23 protein-coding genes are annotated in these 17,525 nt (G+C 57.6%); 21 read left to right on the top strand and 2 right to left on the bottom strand.

Annotated features, from left to right (window positions below):
- Nucleotides 1-7: 7 nt before the first annotated feature.
- The 13 genes from KH389_RS06930 to KH389_RS06870 all read left to right on the top strand — a co-directional run bounded on the left by KH389_RS06930 (nucleotide 8) and on the right by KH389_RS06870 (nucleotide 9,858).
- The gene (locus tag KH389_RS06930; protein WP_213607105.1) at nucleotides 8-316 is read left to right on the top strand and encodes a DUF4177 domain-containing protein; all 309 of its coding nucleotides are present in this window, start codon (nucleotides 8-10) and stop codon (nucleotides 314-316) included.
- Between the two features lie 502 nt (nucleotides 317-818).
- Nucleotides 819-1,136: an integrative conjugative element protein, RAQPRD family gene (locus KH389_RS06925; RefSeq protein WP_028690570.1), complete on the top strand. Its 318-nt coding sequence runs from the start codon at nucleotides 819-821 to the stop codon at nucleotides 1,134-1,136.
- A gap of 2 nt (nucleotides 1,137-1,138) precedes the next feature.
- Nucleotides 1,139-1,372, top strand: a complete 234-nt coding sequence (locus KH389_RS06920; RefSeq protein ID WP_420831960.1) for a TIGR03758 family integrating conjugative element protein — start codon at nucleotides 1,139-1,141, stop codon at nucleotides 1,370-1,372.
- A gap of 15 nt (nucleotides 1,373-1,387) precedes the next feature.
- The gene (locus tag KH389_RS06915) at nucleotides 1,388-1,738 is read left to right on the top strand and encodes a TIGR03745 family integrating conjugative element membrane protein (RefSeq protein WP_213607103.1); all 351 of its coding nucleotides are present in this window, start codon (nucleotides 1,388-1,390) and stop codon (nucleotides 1,736-1,738) included.
- Nucleotides 1,739-1,751: 13 nt separating this feature from the next.
- Complete coding sequence (locus tag KH389_RS06910; protein WP_152955727.1) at nucleotides 1,752-2,135, top strand: TIGR03750 family conjugal transfer protein; 384 nt, start codon at nucleotides 1,752-1,754, stop codon at nucleotides 2,133-2,135.
- 8 nt (nucleotides 2,136-2,143) lie between these two features.
- Entirely contained in the window at nucleotides 2,144-2,794 is a 651-nt protein-coding gene (locus KH389_RS06905) for a PFL_4703 family integrating conjugative element protein (RefSeq protein WP_023628669.1), read from the top strand.
- Nucleotides 2,791-3,681, top strand: coding sequence for a TIGR03749 family integrating conjugative element protein (locus KH389_RS06900; RefSeq protein ID WP_213607102.1), 891 nt, complete (start codon nucleotides 2,791-2,793; stop codon nucleotides 3,679-3,681). The genes KH389_RS06905 and KH389_RS06900 overlap by 4 nt, the downstream gene beginning before the upstream one ends.
- The gene (locus KH389_RS06895) at nucleotides 3,662-5,161 is read left to right on the top strand and encodes a TIGR03752 family integrating conjugative element protein (RefSeq protein WP_213607101.1); all 1,500 of its coding nucleotides are present in this window, start codon (nucleotides 3,662-3,664) and stop codon (nucleotides 5,159-5,161) included. Before KH389_RS06900 ends, KH389_RS06895 begins: the two co-directional genes overlap by 20 nt.
- Nucleotides 5,139-5,588: a TIGR03751 family conjugal transfer lipoprotein gene (locus KH389_RS06890; protein ID WP_023628672.1), complete on the top strand. Its 450-nt coding sequence runs from the start codon at nucleotides 5,139-5,141 to the stop codon at nucleotides 5,586-5,588. Before KH389_RS06895 ends, KH389_RS06890 begins: the two co-directional genes overlap by 23 nt.
- Nucleotides 5,588-8,581, top strand: a complete 2,994-nt coding sequence (locus KH389_RS06885; protein ID WP_420831959.1) for a conjugative transfer ATPase — start codon at nucleotides 5,588-5,590, stop codon at nucleotides 8,579-8,581. Before KH389_RS06890 ends, KH389_RS06885 begins: the two co-directional genes overlap by 1 nt.
- Nucleotides 8,578-8,883 (top strand): death domain-containing protein, encoded by a 306-nt coding sequence (locus KH389_RS06880; protein WP_213607100.1) that lies wholly within the window; start codon nucleotides 8,578-8,580, stop codon nucleotides 8,881-8,883. The genes KH389_RS06885 and KH389_RS06880 overlap by 4 nt, the downstream gene beginning before the upstream one ends.
- Nucleotides 8,876-9,520 carry a DsbA family protein gene (locus tag KH389_RS06875; protein ID WP_213607099.1) on the top strand — a complete coding sequence of 215 codons (645 nt, stop codon included), beginning with the start codon at nucleotides 8,876-8,878 and terminating at the stop codon, nucleotides 9,518-9,520. The genes KH389_RS06880 and KH389_RS06875 overlap by 8 nt, the downstream gene beginning before the upstream one ends.
- 8 nt (nucleotides 9,521-9,528) lie before the next feature.
- On the top strand, nucleotides 9,529-9,858 hold the full coding sequence (locus KH389_RS06870; RefSeq protein WP_103470041.1) for a hypothetical protein: 330 nt from the start codon (nucleotides 9,529-9,531) through the stop codon (nucleotides 9,856-9,858).
- Nucleotides 9,859-10,174: 316 nt separating this feature from the next.
- Here KH389_RS06870 and KH389_RS06865 read toward each other — a convergent pair whose 3' ends face one another.
- Entirely contained in the window at nucleotides 10,175-10,441 is a 267-nt protein-coding gene (locus tag KH389_RS06865) for a hypothetical protein (protein WP_244988691.1), read from the bottom strand.
- A gap of 479 nt (nucleotides 10,442-10,920) precedes the next feature.
- Here KH389_RS06865 and KH389_RS06860 point away from each other — a divergent pair, with 479 nt between their 5' ends.
- The 5 genes from KH389_RS06860 to KH389_RS06840 are packed head-to-tail and all read left to right on the top strand — an operon-like array spanning nucleotide 10,921 to nucleotide 15,539.
- Nucleotides 10,921-11,340, top strand: coding sequence for a TIGR03757 family integrating conjugative element protein (locus KH389_RS06860; RefSeq protein WP_213607098.1), 420 nt, complete (start codon nucleotides 10,921-10,923; stop codon nucleotides 11,338-11,340).
- On the top strand, nucleotides 11,340-12,275 hold the full coding sequence (locus tag KH389_RS06855) for a TIGR03756 family integrating conjugative element protein (RefSeq protein WP_213607097.1): 936 nt from the start codon (nucleotides 11,340-11,342) through the stop codon (nucleotides 12,273-12,275). The genes KH389_RS06860 and KH389_RS06855 overlap by 1 nt, the downstream gene beginning before the upstream one ends.
- Before the next feature lie 20 nt (nucleotides 12,276-12,295).
- Complete coding sequence (locus KH389_RS06850; RefSeq protein WP_213607096.1) at nucleotides 12,296-13,657, top strand: integrating conjugative element protein; 1,362 nt, start codon at nucleotides 12,296-12,298, stop codon at nucleotides 13,655-13,657.
- Nucleotides 13,658-13,659: 2 nt separating this feature from the next.
- Nucleotides 13,660-14,016 (top strand): hypothetical protein, encoded by a 357-nt coding sequence (locus KH389_RS06845; protein WP_213607095.1) that lies wholly within the window; start codon nucleotides 13,660-13,662, stop codon nucleotides 14,014-14,016.
- Entirely contained in the window at nucleotides 14,013-15,539 is a 1,527-nt protein-coding gene (locus tag KH389_RS06840; protein WP_213607094.1) for a conjugal transfer protein TraG N-terminal domain-containing protein, read from the top strand. The genes KH389_RS06845 and KH389_RS06840 overlap by 4 nt, the downstream gene beginning before the upstream one ends.
- Nucleotides 15,540-15,577: 38 nt before the next feature.
- On the opposite strand, the gene KH389_RS06835 is transcribed toward KH389_RS06840, so the two are convergent.
- Nucleotides 15,578-15,928, bottom strand: a complete 351-nt coding sequence (locus KH389_RS06835; RefSeq protein WP_213607093.1) for a hypothetical protein — start codon at nucleotides 15,926-15,928, stop codon at nucleotides 15,578-15,580.
- Nucleotides 15,929-16,039: 111 nt separating this feature from the next.
- On the opposite strand from KH389_RS06835, the gene KH389_RS06830 reads away from it, so the two are divergent.
- From KH389_RS06830 to KH389_RS06820, 3 genes are all read left to right on the top strand, one after another.
- Nucleotides 16,040-16,318, top strand: coding sequence for a type II toxin-antitoxin system ParD family antitoxin (locus tag KH389_RS06830; RefSeq protein WP_213607092.1), 279 nt, complete (start codon nucleotides 16,040-16,042; stop codon nucleotides 16,316-16,318).
- Entirely contained in the window at nucleotides 16,315-16,680 is a 366-nt protein-coding gene (locus KH389_RS06825) for a type II toxin-antitoxin system RelE/ParE family toxin (protein ID WP_338053206.1), read from the top strand. The genes KH389_RS06830 and KH389_RS06825 overlap by 4 nt, the downstream gene beginning before the upstream one ends.
- 91 nt (nucleotides 16,681-16,771) lie before the next feature.
- On the top strand, nucleotides 16,772-17,443 hold the full coding sequence (locus tag KH389_RS06820; RefSeq protein WP_213607090.1) for a hypothetical protein: 672 nt from the start codon (nucleotides 16,772-16,774) through the stop codon (nucleotides 17,441-17,443).
- Nucleotides 17,444-17,525: the final 82 nt, after the last annotated feature.

Below are 17,525 nucleotides of genomic sequence, written 5' to 3'. Positions count from 1 at the left end.
AGTCACTATGAGCAAGAAATTCGAACACCGCGCTGAGTATGTCGCTATCCCATTCAAAAACGCGACTAGCGGCGCTTGGATATTCAAGAGCACAGAACAGACGCTTGAGCCCGATGTTGCGTCTCTTTTGGCAGAAGAGGAGCAACTGCAGAAGAAGATGCTCGAGCTCGGAGCCGAAGGCTGGGAGCTCGTCAGCACCCAGCCAGTGTGCCGGGGCGAGATCAAAGTGGGCAATCAAAATGCCCAGGCCTGGTCCTACGGGTTCCCAATGCCGGTCGGATATCTGCTCTTTTTCAAACGCGAGTCAGTAGTCTGACCAATCAGGCGCTTTAAGCTTCATGATCATGTCCTGGGAGGAGGGCCAACATGGCGTTGGCCCTCCTTACCATCTCGACCAGCTCCACTGAGCTCACCTCTCGTCGGTGCTGCAGCAGCTCGGCGGCCAAAACCGCTTTGTCGTAGCAACCTTCATCTCGGAAACGGACACCCAGGAAGTCCGATACCCAAGCTTCAAACGCCGGCGAGTTGGTGGTTTTCCGCGGCATAAGACTCCCCCACAGATCAGTTTTTCCGTATGCCTACTCCCTGGCTTAACTTCGGCTCATTGTAATCGGTCTGGGTCGTTCAATCGCCCTACCTAAGTGGATCAATCCACTTCACCAAAGCGTGACCGGCTTAGAGAAAAAATACTACGGACCTCAGATAAGTATTTCTTGAGGCGCCCCTCCACCTGGTCTCGGCATTCTGACGCCCACAGTCCGTTGCCCCAGAGCCCAGCCGTGAACAAGCCATCCCTCCTCCTTGTATCTCCTCGCCGAATCCTGCTTGGCGCGCTGATCAGCGTCAGCGGCGGCTTTTCACTAATACCCAGCGCTCAGGCGGCCGGTGCATCAGAACAGGCCAACATCGAGGTGATGATCCGGCAGCTGAACGCGCTGGAGGACTCGGCGCGGCGCAGCGCCACGATCGCCAGCGAACCTGGCCAGCGCTACTACTTCGACTATGAACGTCTGGCTGGCGACATCCAGCGCGTTCGCCAGGGCCTACAAGAGTACCTGACCCCAAGTCGCGCACAGCCGCGGGATCCGGCAGAGCTGGCTGGAAAATACACCCTCACCGGCGGGCGGATGCCATGAGCATGAGCGGCACTCAAGTCGCAGCTTTCAACGCTGCCAGCGGCATCACCCCCCAGGCCAGCACCGTGCTGTTCGTAGGCACCGTCATCGCACTGTCGACCCTTTGGGGTGCCTGGGCGCTGTACAGCATCTATCGGGGCTGGGCGACCCAGAACATCGACAAAAACATCGCAGCCGCGTCGACCGTCCGGGTCATCGTCCTGCTGCTGATTCTTTCCGCACTCGTTCTCAGCTAGCCAAGGAGCTAACCGATGTCCATCCGCACCATCACCAAGTCACTCACCGGCGCCGCTGCATTGCTCATGGGTCTGCACCCAGTCATTGCCGCTGCCGCCTTACCGGGAGCACAAGCCCCCACACGCGGCGAGGGAACCAGCTGGCTACAAACCATCCAGAACTACGGTTACGACGGTTTCATGCTGATTGGGCTGTTCCTGCTCGGCGGCATGATGGTGGGGGTCGCCTCCCATGCCTACGGTGTTTACCACGATATCCATGAGGGCAAGAAGAAGTGGCGAGACCTGGGCCTCACCGCCGTGGTCGGGATCTGCCTGATCGGTGTCGGCATCTTCATGGTCACCAAAGCCACTGGCGTCCTCTAACTGGTGATGCGACATGGCTGAAACCACTTACCTCAAGGATGGAACGCTCGACTTCCTCCCCCACAACCTCAACAGGCAACCCATCGTCATGGGCGGCCTCACAGCTGATGAGATGTGGGGCACGGTTGGAGCGTGTGGGGGAGCCGGGGTGATCCTGGGTATCCCGGTATCGTTCCTCTTCGGCAACCCATCTCTATTCATCGCTTGCGCTCTGGTAGGTGGTGCACTGGGCTTGACCGTGGCAAGCCGAATCCTGCGGAAGATGAAGCGCGGCCGGCCGGATACATGGTTTTACCGCCAGCTCCAGTTCTACAAGGCTCAACACCTCCCCTTCCTCGGTGGCCCCCAGTTGGTCATCCGGAAGGGTGCGTGGACATGCCGTCGTACAGGAAAGTAGGGATCTTCATGAGTTTTCGAAAACGAGTGGATGCTCAGCAAGCACATATTCTCAGCTTGCGAATCGCGGTCATTGTGTTGGGCGCAGTCAGTCTATTTGCGTTCTATGGCTGGCACAAAGCCCCCGAAGATCTGACCGTGCATGTGCCGCCGGATCTACGCTCCGGTAGTACTCGCAAATGGTGGGAGGTACCACCAGAGAACGTGTATGCCTTCGGGTTCTATATCTTCCAGCAGATGCAGCGCTGGGAGAAGAACGGGGACGACGACTACCAGGACAACATCGAGCGTCTGGCCTCCTACGTGACCCCTGGCTGCAAGGAGTACCTGCAAAAAGACTACGAGATGCGCCGTAACGCTGGTGAACTGCGCCGCCGTGAACGGAATGTCTCAGAAATCCCTGGCCACGGGTTGACCGACCCTGGCGTGCTGCGCGTGGAAGAAATCGGAATCAACGACTGGACAGTCAACCTGGATCTGCTCGCTGATGAGTCGGTGAACGGCGAGCGGGTCAAGCGTGCAATGACCCGTTATCCACTGTCCATCGTCCGGGCCGACGTCAACCCGGAGAAAAATCCGTTCGGGCTGATGTGGAACTGCTATGCGTCCAACCCGCAACGCATCGAGGTAGATCTGCAAGCAGCCGGGGTGAAGCCATGAATGTGCGCGCGTGCCTCCTTGTTCTGGGCATTTTCGCGGTTGCCAATGTGAAAGCGGTAGAGCTGCTGCAGTGGGACCGTATCCCGATGGCAATCCCGCTGATTGTCGGGCAAGAGCGCATTGTTTTCGTCGACCAAAACGTGCGCGTAGGCATGCCTCCACAGCTTGTTGGCCAGTTGCGGGTCCAGAGCACCGGCGGCGCCGTCTACCTGCTGGCCAGCCAGGAAATTCCACCGACCAGGCTGCAACTGCAGAACGTGGCCACTGGCGAGATCATGCTGGTGGATATTGCCGCGACACCAGCGACAGAGGGCCAAGCCACGCTCGAACCCGCGAAGATCGTCGCCGGTGCTGCCCCTTCTACCTACTACGGCGATACCACCTCGACGCGAACGCCGACTAAGCGATCCGCGACGTCGGAGGAGGAGGATGTTCCTCCGCCCCCCCGACATGAGACACCTGCGCCGGTGGCCTTGACCCGCTATGCGGCGCAAATGCTGTACGCCCCACTCCGGACAGTTGAGCCTGTCGCCGGCATCAGCCAGGTGCGTGTTGATCGAGCCCTGGACCTCAGCACCTTGTTGCCGGTGTTACCGGTGGAAGCATCGGTGCTGGGGGCTTGGCGCCTCGACAACAGCTATGTCACGGCAGTCAAACTCAGAAACCTGAGTGCCCAGCAGTTGACGATGAATGCAACAGAGCTGATGGGCAACTTCTCCACGGCGACATTCCAGCACCCGTACCTCGGAGCTCGTGGAAATGCCAGCGATACCACCACGCTTTACCTGGTCACCCAAGGAAAGGGGCTGAAAGAGGCCCTGCTGCCGTCTTCGGTCAGCCAAATTGATCCGAAAGCAGGAGGGCGCCGTGGGCAGTCTGAAAAGTAATCCACTCCTCAAGTACCTGCTCATCCCCGTGCTGATCGTCGCGCTCATCATCGTGTTCAAGGGGGGGAGTAAAACAGAGGAGCCGAAGGCTCCTGAAGATAAGCCGATCATCATCGGAGGCGACACCGCGCGCAAGCTAGGGGTGGACGGCGATACTCCGGCCGACACCCTCCGCACGGTGGTCGCTGAAAGTCGCGAGGTGAAAGACCAGATCGCGAAGGTGCTGACCGACAACAAAGAACTGAAGGACCAGAACGCAGAGCTCCAGCTCCGGCTCTCGCGCATAGATCAGAATGTCGACAACAAGCTGAATGATGCGAAGGGCGAGCTGCAGGAGCAGGTGAAGAACCAGAGCGTGGGCCTGTTGGACCAGTTCCAGCGTCAGTTGGATAACCTGTCGCAGAACCCCAATGCCGCTGGGCAGGACCTCCCCATTGGGCTCGGAGTGCTGCCAGGTGACGGCGCGGGTTTCGACAAAGGGACGAGGTCCAATGGACTCGTATGGGTTGAACCGACCGATGCCACTGCCTTGGACGCTAGCGGTAAACCCCTTCAGCCCGGCTCCGCCCAGACGGCCAGCAGCTTCAATTTTCCCACCAGCTTTGGGAGCACCCTGGACAAAGGCCAAACAGTTCTCAGCTCGACGGCCCAGAACGTCGGCGCTGATTTGTCTCCCCAGGATACCCGCAAGCAAGTACGCAAAGCCTATACCTTGCCCCAGAACTCGACCTTGATGGGGTCGGTGGCCATGTCGGCGCTCATTGGCCGCGTACCGATCGATGGAACAGTCAATGATCCCTTCCCTTTCAAGGTCCTGATCGGTCCGGACAACCTCACCGCAAACGGCATCGAGATCCCTGACGTCGTCGGTGCTGTTGCCAGCGGTACCGCATCAGGCGACTGGACATTGTCCTGCGTGCGCGGGCAAGTCCGGAGCCTGACCTTCGTGTTCGCAGATGGCACGGTCCGATCGTTCCCTGCCCCGGCAGAAGAGGCCAACGGCAGCCAGAACAACAACCAGAACAGCAGCAACGGTAACGGGCAGCCAGCGATCCAGGGCGGACTCGGCTGGATCAGCGACTCCTACGGCATTCCTTGCATCTCCGGCGAGCGCCGATCCAACGCCAAGGAGTACTTGACCAACCAGTCCCTGGTGACGGCCGCGGGCGCCGGCATCGCCAAACTGTTGAAGGCTGATGAGCAAAATAGCTCCACTACCTTCAGCAGCGGAGGAACTTCATTCGGGACCACGGGCTCCTCGGGGAACTCCGCCATGGGCGCGATTCTGACCGGTGGGGTCAGCGACATCCGCTCCTGGATGAACAAGCTCTACGGCGAAGCTTTCGCCGCCGTGTACGTACAGCCTGGGGCGAAGGTCGCCGTCCACTTGGACCAGCAGCTCGCCATCGACTACGAGATCAAAGGCCGCAAGGTCGATTACAACGCCGGAGCCAACCATGTATCCGCAAACCTTGACTAAGCCCCGCCTGCAGGCCGGCGCCTGGCTCGTGCTCGCCCTCATTCTAGGCGGATGCACGACTGACAAAGACGAGCTGCTCCCCCACGGGGAAGCCAACATGATGGACGTGTGGCAACACGGCACGTCTGGCGGGAGCTCTGGCAGTTCCAACAGCAGAATGTTGCTGGATGCGCGCCAAGAGCTGCGCCGACCGCTCGATGAGGCTCAGGTGGCTCGCCAACAGGCAAGTGCGGACGCCTTCAACCGCACGCCCCAGAACGAAATTTACAGCCAGTTCAAGCGCCTCCCGAACCCTGATCTGGTGATGTACGTGTTCCCACACCTGGCTGGTACGGATCCGGTCCCAGTCCCGGGGTACACCACGGTGTTCCCGATGTATCAACGCGTGCAATACGCCATGCCAGGCGAGCGGACGGAGGAGTACTGATGCAGTTCATAAGCAAATTGCTGGGCAAAGGCCCTGCAACGCCTATCGAGCCCGTGCTCGGCCAGCCGACAACCGATACCGACCTTGTCGACGACTATCCCGCAACAGCCAGTACTGTCATCAACGAAGAAGACCGCCAGGCTGCGAATGACCGGTACATAGCTCGCCTGGAGTCCATGGGCATCCCTTCACCCATCGACTGGCAAAACCCTAAACGTCGGCCGGCGACAAAAGCTGACGTGGCGAGGATGTACGAGGTCAACCCGTCGTTCGTGGACATGCTGCCATGGGCAGAATACCTGCCCGAGGAAGAAGCCATGCTCCTCGAGGATGGCATTTCCAGGGCGGCGTTTTTCGAGTTGATCCCGATCGGGACCGAGGGACGCTCCGACGACTGGCTTCAACAAGCTCGCGATGCGTTGCAAGGTGTCCTGCAGGACAGTTTCGACGAGCTCGAGAGCTCTCACTGGGTAGTGCAGCTTTATGCCCAGGACGAAACGGACTGGACCGACTACCTGCAAAAACTCCAGGCCTACGTCCAGCCCCGGGCTGAGAACACGGATTTCACCAAGCTCTACCTCGCGCTGTTCCGCCACCACCTCGAGTCCATCTCCAAGCCAGGTGGATTGTTCGTCGACACGGCAGTCAGCAACCTCCCGTGGCGTGGTCAAACACGGAAAGTCCGCCTGGTGGTGTATCGCCGAGTAAAGAAACAGGACGTCGTGGTGCGCGGCCAGGAGCCTGCCGCCTACCTCAAAGCGATCTGCGACCGTCTTAAAGGATCCCTTGCCAACGCCGGCGTGACAACCAAACGCATGGATGGCCATGCGATCAAGCGTTGGCTCGTAGGCTGGTTCAATCCACACCCAGATCACCTGGGCTCGACTGAGCGCGATATCCGACGTTTCTACGAAGCGGTGTGCCAGCCAGCCCGCGAGCTGCAAGAGGGTGAGCTGCCGGTGGCGAGCGGCACCGACTTCTCGGAGAACTTGTTCTACAGAGAACCGCGCTCGGATATCGACAGCGGTCTCTGGTCGTTCGACGGCATGCCGCACCGGGTTGTGATGCTGGATCGCCTGAAAAATGCCCCCCTCACTGGGCATCTGACCGGTGAGACCAAGCAGGCCGACTCACTGAACTCGCTGTTCGACCGGCTGCCGGAGGATACCGTGTTGTGCATCACCATGGTGCCGTCCCCGCAGGATCTGCTGGAAGGGCATCTCGAACAGCTATCCAGGAAGGCTATCGGGGATACACAGGCGTCCAGTCACACCCGGGATGACGTTGAAACGGCGCGGTCCCTTCTCGGACGAAAGCACAAGCTCTACCGGGGAAGTGTCGCGTTCTTCCTCCGTGGTCAGAATAAAGCCGTGCTCGAGGAGCGCACGACTAACTTGTGCAACGTGCTCCTCGGCGCCGGCATGCAACCAGTCCAGTCACAGGACGAGGTAGCTCCTCTAAACAGCTACCTGCGCTGGTTGCCATGTAACTTCGACCCGAATGAAAACCGCGCCTTGGATTGGTACACCCAGCTTATGTTCACCCAGCACATCGCCAACCTGGCACCAGTCTGGGGGCGCTCCACTGGCACAGGTAACCCGGGCTTCACCCTATCCAATCGAGGGGGGGCAGCGCTGACCTTCGATCCGCTGAACAAGCTCGACCGACAAATGAACGCGCATTTGTTCTTGTTCGGCCCCACCGGCGCGGGTAAGTCTGCCACAGCCAACTACCTGATCATGCAGGCCATTGCGCTCTACCGCCCTCGACTCTTCATCATCGAGGCCGGCAACAGCTTCGGCCTGCTGGGCGATTTCGCCAAGCGGCTTGGCCTGACCGTCAACCGGGTACGGCTCGCTCCGGGTAGCGGCGTGAGCCTCGCCCCGTTCGTCGACGCCGTGCAGCTCGTAAAAAACAAGGACCAGGTCAAGGTCTTGGATGCCTCGGACGTGGATGCATCGGACCAGCACCTGACCGACGCACTGGCGGGGATGGAGGACGAGCAGAGGGACATCCTGGGCGAGCTGGAGATCACAGCCCGCCTGATGATCACTGGCGGCGAATCGAAGGAGGATGCGCGACTCACTCGGGCCGATCGCAGTGCCATCCGGCAGTGCATCATCAACGCCGCCGAGCTGTGCGTAAGTAAAAACCGTCCGGTGTTGACTGAAGACATCAGCGCAGCGCTGCAGGCGATGGCCAGCGACGACAAGCTCCCTGAGAGCCGGCGCAACCGGTTCATGGAGATGGCCGAGGCCATGGGGATGTTCACCATGGGCACCGAGGCTGAGATGTTCAACCGTCCTGGTACCGCCTGGCCGGAAGCTGACATCACAATCGTCGACTTGGCCACCTACGCTCGTGAGGGCTATCAAGCCCAGATGGCCATCGCCTACATCTCCCTGCTGAACACCATCAACAACATCGCAGAGCGGGACCAGTTCAAAGGTCGACCACTCATTGCCTTCACCGACGAAGGCCACATCCCATTGAAGGTGCCACTGCTCTCCCCGTATTCGGTGAAGATCACCAAGATGTGGCGAAAATTAGGTGCCTGGTACTGGATGGCAACCCAGAACGTCGACGACATCCCTCCAGAAGCATCCGCCCTGCTGAACATGATCGAGTGGTGGATCTGCTTGAACATGCCGCCTGACGAGGTGGAGAAAATCGCGCGTTTTCGTGAGCTCACGCCGGCGCAGAAGACGATGATGCTCTCGGCACGGAAGGAAAACGGCAAGTTCACCGAGGGCATCGTCCTGGCCAAGCGGATCGAGATGCTGTTCCGTGTGGTGCCACCCAGCCTGTGCCTGGCTCTGGCCATGACCGAGCCAGAAGAAAAGCGGCAGCGTTACGAAACCATGCAGGCGCTCGGCTGCGATGAGCTACACGCAGCACTGCAGGTAGCCGCGGACCTGGACCGCAAACGCGGTATCACTCCCTATCCCATCACCTTACCCGAACCAAAGAAGGCCGTGGAGCGCGTGGCATGAGAGTCATGAACACCCTGACCCAGAACATTATTGATAGCCTGACCCAGCTGCTCAAAGAGCCCGGGCACGACACACTCCAGTCATTGTCGGTTTGCGCCCCAGTGCTCATAGACGAGCTGCAACAGATCAAAAATAACGCCCTTGATCGTCGCGACATCATTCCACTGGTTCAGTGCGTGTTGGACGAATGGCTGAAGCAGCACCCCCAACCTGACGGAGCCATTCAGGATCTCCAAGTCGCCTTGCAGAAACTCGGTCGGCCTAGACCTCATCCTGGTGATTTGGGGGGAGAGCATGCCTAAGATTAGGCTCAACCTCATCTTGTTTATCGTCATGGTGGTCGCAGGCGTAGGTGCCTGCTGGCAGCTCGCAACGAGTTCGAGTGCTAGAAGTCCCGATGAGACCTGGTACTTCGGTCCCTCGAATGCCAGGTGGTTAATCACTGAGTACGCAGACCTCGAATGCCCTTATTGCAGGGCATACACCCCGCAACTGAAGCAATGGATAAGCGGCCAAGAGAACGTGAAGCTCGCGTGGCACCATTTCCCTCTCGATATCCACGGCGTTGCTGCACGATCGGAGGCGCAACTCGTTCAATGCGCAGGGTACTTAGGGGGGGCAGCGGTATTCTGGCAGGCGATCGAACTGGTTCTGCTGCGCACACGGGGTGATGGACAAGGACTCGCTGAGAAGCTGGAGGTACCCGGTGTGTCCACCGAGGCTCTTTCCAGTTGCGCTAGGGTAAACATGGACATCCGTGGAGTTGTTGAGGGGCAGATTGCTGTGGCCAAGAGCCACGGCATTGCCGCTACCCCTACGATCGAGGTCACCGACAGTTTGACGGGGCACAGCATGCGCCTGGAGGGTCCCGTGGATAGCGCCACACTGCTATCGGTCATTGATGCCCTCGCAGCCCAGGCCACTGCGAGCAAGGAGTAGCGAGGGTAATGATCAAGCTCACGGTCTCCCGCATCGACAACAATGACGAAGAAAGCAATCTACCAAGCAGGTTCTTCCCAAGCGCAGGCTCTGGCCATGGATGGTTTCAGCTTGAGTCGACCGGGGAAGAATTCCCCTCACACGATGAGCTGAGCTGGGCTCTCCAGGAGTGGAACGACGACTGCGTGCTCATGGACTATGACGCGACCATAGGCAAAGGTCGGTTCGTAATAGTCGACTGGTATGCCCCAACGCCCGGGACCGTGATCGAGCTGCAGCTGCAGCTCGATATGAACCTGGAAGACCTTGATCCTGGTGACGAGGAATGGTTCGACTAGTTCACATTTCTGTAGCGACCTGAGATCCGAGGGGAACGGACTTCCCTTCGCCCAGTCTCTGTCGGTGTGATTGTGGAGGTGAACGGGATGATGGAACTACAAGGTTTCGCCAGCAGACACAGCTATTTGAGTGTTCAACTTGAAAAGCTCTATCAGCAGCTATCCGACTCACACGATGCCGTAGGTTTGTCGGCCTCCGTGACGCAACTCAACAATGATATTTGTGAAATGCAGCGGGATGTCATGGAGGCAGTAATACGCCGATCCCGATCGCCCGCCGCAGTGACTTGGGCATCAGCGACCGGGTACCCACAACTCACTCACGCTCTCGACGATCATGAGGATCTGGAGGAAGTGTGATGGTCAGGGTGAAACTACCGGTGAGAGGCATCCAATAGGCAAACTGCACCAGCCACGCGCCATCCTGCAGGCGATGGGTCTCCTGCCGAAACTTCTCAACCGATGCCTCATCAATCCCAAGAATGGCCGCCACTTCTTGGTTGGTGGGTATGGCGTCCTTCACCAGCCTGCCTCCTTGCGTCAAACCGGAATAGAAAATACCCCAGTGCCAGCTGAGCGCCATCAACCGCTTATCGGTTGGCGAGTTTATCGCTCTCAATCCAAGAATGAGCGCGATTAAGGGCCCAGGTCATCGCAGCTGTCGTAGTCTGCCCTTTGCAGTCCATATGGCCCTCTTCGAGCAAAAGCTTTCCATCCAGAGCATAGATACCGAGAAATAGCTGAGTCAGGTGCTCGCGAGAGACCCGCACCTGAATATTAATGAGGGAGCCGTCGGCCATCCGCTCATCGAAGTTCCTGAAGCAGATCGGGATCCGCCCACTCCCAGAATACTTGTCCTCTGTTGCGCATGTCCGTTCCAGTGTAAGTGCTAATCCGGGCAGTATGGAGTCACCTCAACGAGCCTGCCAGACCGAAAACGCCTCGCTTACGCCCGTGTGGGGATTTACCGAGAAATCCAAGTACCGTCAGATATCTATTTCCTACTGCGCCTGGCGGGCCGATCCGTTTTCCTGTACCCGTCCCCACTTCAGGTGCAGCCTCATGTTCAATATCCCCCCGCCTTCATCGCGAGTGATCCCGTTGTTCGTCGCCGCGCTGGCCACCGGTACCGCGCATGGCGAGACCTGGGCCATCACAGACGCGGCGCACCCACTCACCTCCGTACCGGCAGATGTGCGTGTCATCAAGCTCGATGATCAACAGCGCATCGAGGAGCAGTTGTCCAGGAAGTTACCACCCAACCCGCACCAAGCCACGCTCGCCGCTAGGCAACTAATGGGCACGCCGGCCGGAGCTGCCCTTATGCAACAGCTGGCTGCCGCTCAGCAGGGCAATGCCGATGCCTGGAGTGTCGGGGTCTCGAAGGTGCCAGCAGTCGTTGTCGATCGCCGGTTTGTGGTCTACGGCCAACCCGACGTGGCTGCTGCCATTCAGGCAATCAACCAGGCAAGGGGGCGATGATGAGACGAATCTCGCGACTCACCTTGGCTGGGCTTCTAACCTCGACGCTACCTTTCTCAGCCTCCGCGGCCATCAGCTCGGCGGCGATTCTCGCCTCCACCACCTCGCCTACCTGCCTGGAATACAAAGTAGTCGGCATCTGCTACTGGCTGCTCTGCACACCCGTTGGCTGCACGGTCAAAACCTCAACCAAAGTCCGGCACTACATTCCGGACGCAGTGGTATCCGCCTATGCCAACACGGGGGAGAATCCGTGGACAGAGGTAAGCCCCATGGGGGCGCCGAATGCGACGGCGCAAGCCGGCAATGATGGGACTACCAACCACAACGCCGAGAACAACATCACCAAGTTCAAGGAGGCCGACGTCATCGGTCACCCTGGAGCTGGGGTATTCAGCCGATTTGTAAGCTCTTTTGGCTACTCCTGCCACGGCGCGACCACCCCATACGTGCCCTACATGCTCAGCACCCTGGACACCCTCGCATGGCGGTACGGGGTTCCCGAATCCGTCTATCCAGAGGCCCTGATCCCCGGCATGCGAGAGGTCGGTGGACTTCTCTCGGCCGAAATGTGGGGGAGCGTCTATCCACGGAGCGGGTTCATCCACCAGGTCGACGACTTCAAGGCCGGTGCAGTCATCGCCCAGCGCGCCGGTGACATCACCACCCGCGTAGGACAACCCCACGTGTACCTGCCTATGCGCTCCCTGCCGGAGCCTGGCTACTGGCCTGCCGGGGAACTGAAAGAAGGTGATGCCGGCACAGGCAAGTGGCAGGAGCTGACGCCAACCATCAGCCCTACCTGCGCCGTGTTCCCCTCCCCTGGCCCGAATGCCGACGCAGTCGACGAAGCCTATGCCTGGGCCCTGTGGCGGCCCTACTCATGCTGCCAGCGCAAGGGCCAGACCTTCCTGGGAAGCACTGACTTCCAATGAGAAAAGACCTGGAGAGCTATATGAACAAAATTACCATCGCCATCATTCTCGCTACAGGCATGGGCAGTACCTGGTGTATGGCTGAGGCCGCCGACCCAATCAAGGTGGAGTCCCAGGGCAGCGTGATCGGGGACGACGTGCTCTACAGTATCGGCGGCGGTAGCGCTGTTCAGATGGGCAGCGCTGGCCAGATGGAAAGCATCACCGTCGGCGCCGGCTGGCAGAACAACCTGGTCTGCGGAAACATGGACCTCAGCAACACCCTGCAGAACCAGCTGAACGGCACAACACAGGGCTTCCAACAGATCATGGGCAGCGTCATCCAGAACGCGACCGGCGCTGTCACGTCGTTGCCGGCACTGATCCTGCAGCGGGCAAATCCCGCCCTCTACAACCTGCTGACCAACGGGATCCTGCAGGCGCGCCTCGACTACGACCGATCGAAGGGAACCTGCAGGGCGATGGCCGAACGGATGGCCGACATTGCCGGCGGCCAGATGGGGTGGGGCAAGGTTGCCGAAGGTCAGAAGATGGGGCAAGCCCTGGCATCGAGCAACGATGCCGTGGCAGTGGTCGACAAAGTCGAGCAAGCACCAGGATCGAACGGCGTGACCTGGGTCGGCGGTAAGCAGGCCGGTGGCAATGGGCAGCAGCCCATCAAAGTGGTTGGGGATGTTGCCAAAGCAGGGTACAACCTCCTCAACAACCGCGCAGCTCAGGACACATCGAGCATCCCGCAGTCCAGCTGCTCCAATGGACTGGTATGCGGCAGTTGGGAGTCTCCGGCCGAAGCCGCCCAGTTCGCAAACCGGGTCCTGGGTGAACAGCAGCTGCAGACCTGTGAAGGATGCACGACCACCTCGACTCCGGGTGTGGGCTTGACCCCGCTGATCCAGGAAACATACGACAAGAAGCTCGCGGCCCTGCAGGAGCTCTTGAAGCCCGGGACACAGATCACCTCCGAAAAGCTGCGTGAAGCAAGCAGCGACTCCCTCCCCATTACCCGCGGCGTAGTTACCGCCCTTCGTGACGAGCGGGATCAGGCGGTGTTGGCCTCCCGCCTAGCATCCGAGGTCGCCCTGGCTGATGTCCTGGAGAAAGGTCTGCTGCTGCAGCGCATGCTGATTACAGGCAGCAAGGAACCCAACGTGAATGCGAACAAGCTCGCCGTTGAGGCCACACTCGGCCAGGTCGACACGCTTCAGCAACTCATCACCAACCTCAAGACCGAGCTCGACATGCGGCAGCAGCTCGCCAACAACTCCCCGATGAAGATCATCGAGCGCAGCAAGTCGCGCGCCGAAAATTCCCGCTCGATCTACGAAGCGGCGCCTGAACAGGATCGCCTGCTTCAGCTGCAGAAGCCTGCTGGCAAGGAATGACCATGTCGGAAGATGTCGAGAAAAAAGCCCACCCCCTCAAAATCCTCCTGAGAGGCGTGTTATTGAGCGTGGTGATGCTGATGCTGAGCGTGTTGCTCGGCATCATTGCGGTCAATCATCTGGGCGTGTTCGAAACCTGGGTGAAGTGGCGTGAGGGCAATTACTTACCACTGTTGCTATGGCGACTCGCACTCTACGGGAGCATCGTCTTGGCCTGGGTGAAGCTCAAGGCGCGCCTGCCCTGGGCGGGGGGAGGTCAACCATCCAAGGGTACTCAGAGGATCGAGTTCCTGGTTCTCCTGCTGTTCGTAATCATCGAGATCTCGAAGGCACCAATCACCTGGTCGGAGGTGCTATGACGCTCTACACGAACGACTATCTGGAGTATTACCTCACCCTGGTGGGGTGGATTATCAACAACGGGATCTGGGACATGATTTCAGACACGGGCCTGTTTGCCCTGCCCTTCATCATCATCGTGGCCCGTGAGTGGATCAAGGTCCGAGGAGAAGGCGCTGATGAGGGAAACAAGGGGGTGCTATCCCTGGCTCGCATTGAGACCCAGCTGTACGTTGGCTACGTGGTTGTTTCACTCTGTGCTGTTCCAGCCATCTCCGTGGGCTTTGACACTCTGCAGTTCGACCAGTCGCGAGGGAAGCAGTGCCAAGTACTGACGCCTGCGCCTTCGGAGACAGGCTGGAAAACCACCTTCAGCTCGCTAGCTGGTAAGAGCGCGAAGGTACCAGTGTGGTGGGCCCTGGTTCACGCAATGTCCAAGGGATTAAATAGCGGTGCTGTCGCAGCAATCCCATGCGGGACGGATCTCAGGCAAATGCGCATGGAAGTCGACGCGATGAGGATCGGCAATCCCCTGCTCGCGCAGGAGGTGGCAGACTTCACTCATGACTGCTTCGGTCCCTCCCGCGCGCGCTTGTTCATGCGTCAGCCCGATATCGGGTCGATCGCCAAGGACCAGAAGGCCCTTCAGGACCTAAACTGGATCGGGTCCCACTACCTGCTGAATACGTCTGGTTACTACGACACGGATTACTCCAGGACACCCCGTACATCCTGGCCCTATGACACGAAACGAGATGATGGCATGCCCCAGGTGACCGGAGGCGGTGGGTATCCAACCTGCAAGCAGTGGTGGTCGGATGGAAGCATCGGGTTGAGGGACCGGCTGAAAGGCCAAGTCGATCCAAGCCTACTTGACCAGTTCCTCGGGTGGGCAAAGTGGCTGTCTCAGGAGGAAGTCACCGACTCGATGATTCGCCAGCTCGTGTCGCCATCGAGCCAGGTCAATGGCGACGTCTACACGGATTACGGTGGACAGATCGATGGTACTGTATGGAACGGTATGGCGCGCGGCGCAGGAACGCTCGGTGTTGCATTAGGCTCCCTCGCCTACTTCCCGGGTATGGACGTTGTGCGACAAGCTCTACCGATGGTAATGGCGTTCCTGAAAATGGCCTTGGTGATTTGCATTCCAATTGTTCTGATCATCGGCGCCTATCGGCTTGAAGTAGCAATGACAATGTCAGTTACCATGTTTGCGCTGATCTTCGTAGACTTTTGGTTCCAACTCGCCAGATGGATCGACAGTACCATCATCGACGTTCTGTATGGTTCGGGCTCCCCCCACTTATCATTTGATCCTGTTATGGGGCTAAACGCAACAGTTCAAGATGCAATCTTGAACTTCGTGATGGGAGCGATGTTTATTATTTTGCCAACATTTTGGATAGCTGCATTGGCGTGGGCAGGGATTAAGACTGGTGCAGTTTTGAACGGACTATCTGATGGTACAAGAAGACTTCAAGGCGCAGGAGAAGATGCGGGAAAAACAGCAGCTAACACCATCAAGAGATCGATCACGTAAGAGGAGGCCAGGCTAAAGCTGGCCCTTTAAAACCTGACTCAATCATCGTAATACATATGGTAGTTTGGATGCCCGTATTCGCCATAGAAAGGCGCCCTATGCGACTCATCGTGATCGTCCTCGTCACTAGCATCCTCTGCAAAAAAATCTATTTTGTCAGAATCAATTTTGGACAATGCATAAATCCCGGCCACTAAACAGACTGCGGTCAAAATCGTCGAGAGGATCCCAGTTATATTGCTGATGACTAAAAATAATAGTGGACCAACAAAAACGACTCGCTTGACCCAGCGAGTCTTGGGGTTGCGATCATGCAAGCAGAATTTCGCCACATGGCCCAGCGACCGACCTAAGCGGAAGGCAAACGAGGGTTTGGCAGCTGCAGGCATGATCAATCTCCTTGCTCTGTGGAAGCATCTTGCCATCAGATATACGACACCTTTGGCATTTTCGCAAGGGTATGGCATAAAACGCCATCACCACTCATCAGGTTCACATCCATGGCCACCCACAACATCGTCGTTCCGAAGCCAATGGAGCAGTCCATTGATGATCTCGTCAACACTGGCCGGTACCAGAATTTCAGCGAGGTCGTACGGGCAGGCCTCCGCATGCTGCTCGAACATGAAGCTGCAGAGTCAGCGAGACTAGAGGCGCTACGCAACGCCACTTCAGTTGGCATCATGCAAATAGAGGCCGGTCAGTACGAAGAAGTCGACCCAGTCAATTTCGCAGCCTACCTCGACAACCTTGGAAGACTAACGAGCGATAAAGCATGAGTAGGGCCATGGTTCGCATGTCACCCCAGGCATGCATCGACATCGCCGATACGCTTCGCTTCACTGAGGTGAGGCTCGGTCAGTCCGTCAGGAGCCGGTATCAAGACCTGCTACAGGAGACGTTCCTCGCCCTAGCTGAAGAGCCTACGCCGGTAGACAGCAAAATGCGTGACGAGCTTTCCCCGGGCCTTCGTAGCCTGCATCTGTCACTCAACGTGCTGCAGATGACTGACGGCCGCGTGATTAGACCTCGACATATCGTGTTCTACCGAACTGGGACAGATCAAATCGTTGAGATACTACGAGTCCTCCACGATGCTATGGAGGTCGCACAGAATTTGAAACACCTGCATCAGCAGTAAAGGGTAAATGGCTCAACAGAAAATGGGCTTGAATGGATAATGGAATGGATCACAAGGGTAAAAGCCTTATCAGAAAGGGAGGAAATGTAAAATGGAAACAATGCTACAAGAAATCAAATGGATGGCAATCCACTGTTCAAGAACCTACTTTGAAAACACGAATAAAACTCGAAACCTAATGAGACAGGCGCTTACACCCGCCCTAAAAACGGCTCATGATCGTCAACTTATTTTTGATAGCAAGGAGCTGAGCAAGAATGACATATACTGCTTGACAGAAATCAACAGACAACAATTTGAGGAGCACTACGGCCAACACCACAGATTTTTGCTCAATGCTTTATTAATCACCACATACAGCACATTAGAGCACACTCTCGCGAACATTACGCGAATCATATACAGAAATCTAAAAAAGAATCCGCCAAAGGAAATATACGTAAAAGACTCACTGTCAGCACTTGGTGAAATCAACATACAGATAGACCAAAAACTCGCAACCCAAACCAACATATTAAGATTAGTTCGTAATATTTTGGTTCATGCGAGGGGGGAGTGGATTCATCAAAAACCAAAGGACCTAAACACCATATTTGATAGTACCACCCATGTCACCCGGGGAAATTTCGGAGCACTAGAAATTGCGGAAGAGTATCTGGAAGAAAGCTTAATACTTGCAGAAAAACTAGTCATTGACATAATCACGAAAATAGACGAAAGAATCGAAAATCTAACCAGCAGCCCAGAGCCTCAACACAGCTAGGGCTCACAGTGATGGCATCTTGATTTGAATGCAATGCCCTGCTGAGTTCCCTTTCCCCTTGATGGCCACACGCCATTTCGAG

Source organism: Pseudomonas qingdaonensis, from assembly GCF_018398475.1.
Lineage (GTDB): Bacteria > Pseudomonadota > Gammaproteobacteria > Pseudomonadales > Pseudomonadaceae > Aquipseudomonas > Aquipseudomonas palmensis.
Note: the sequence above shows the minus strand (reverse complement) of the source record. Positions and strands in the feature narration are given on the sequence as shown.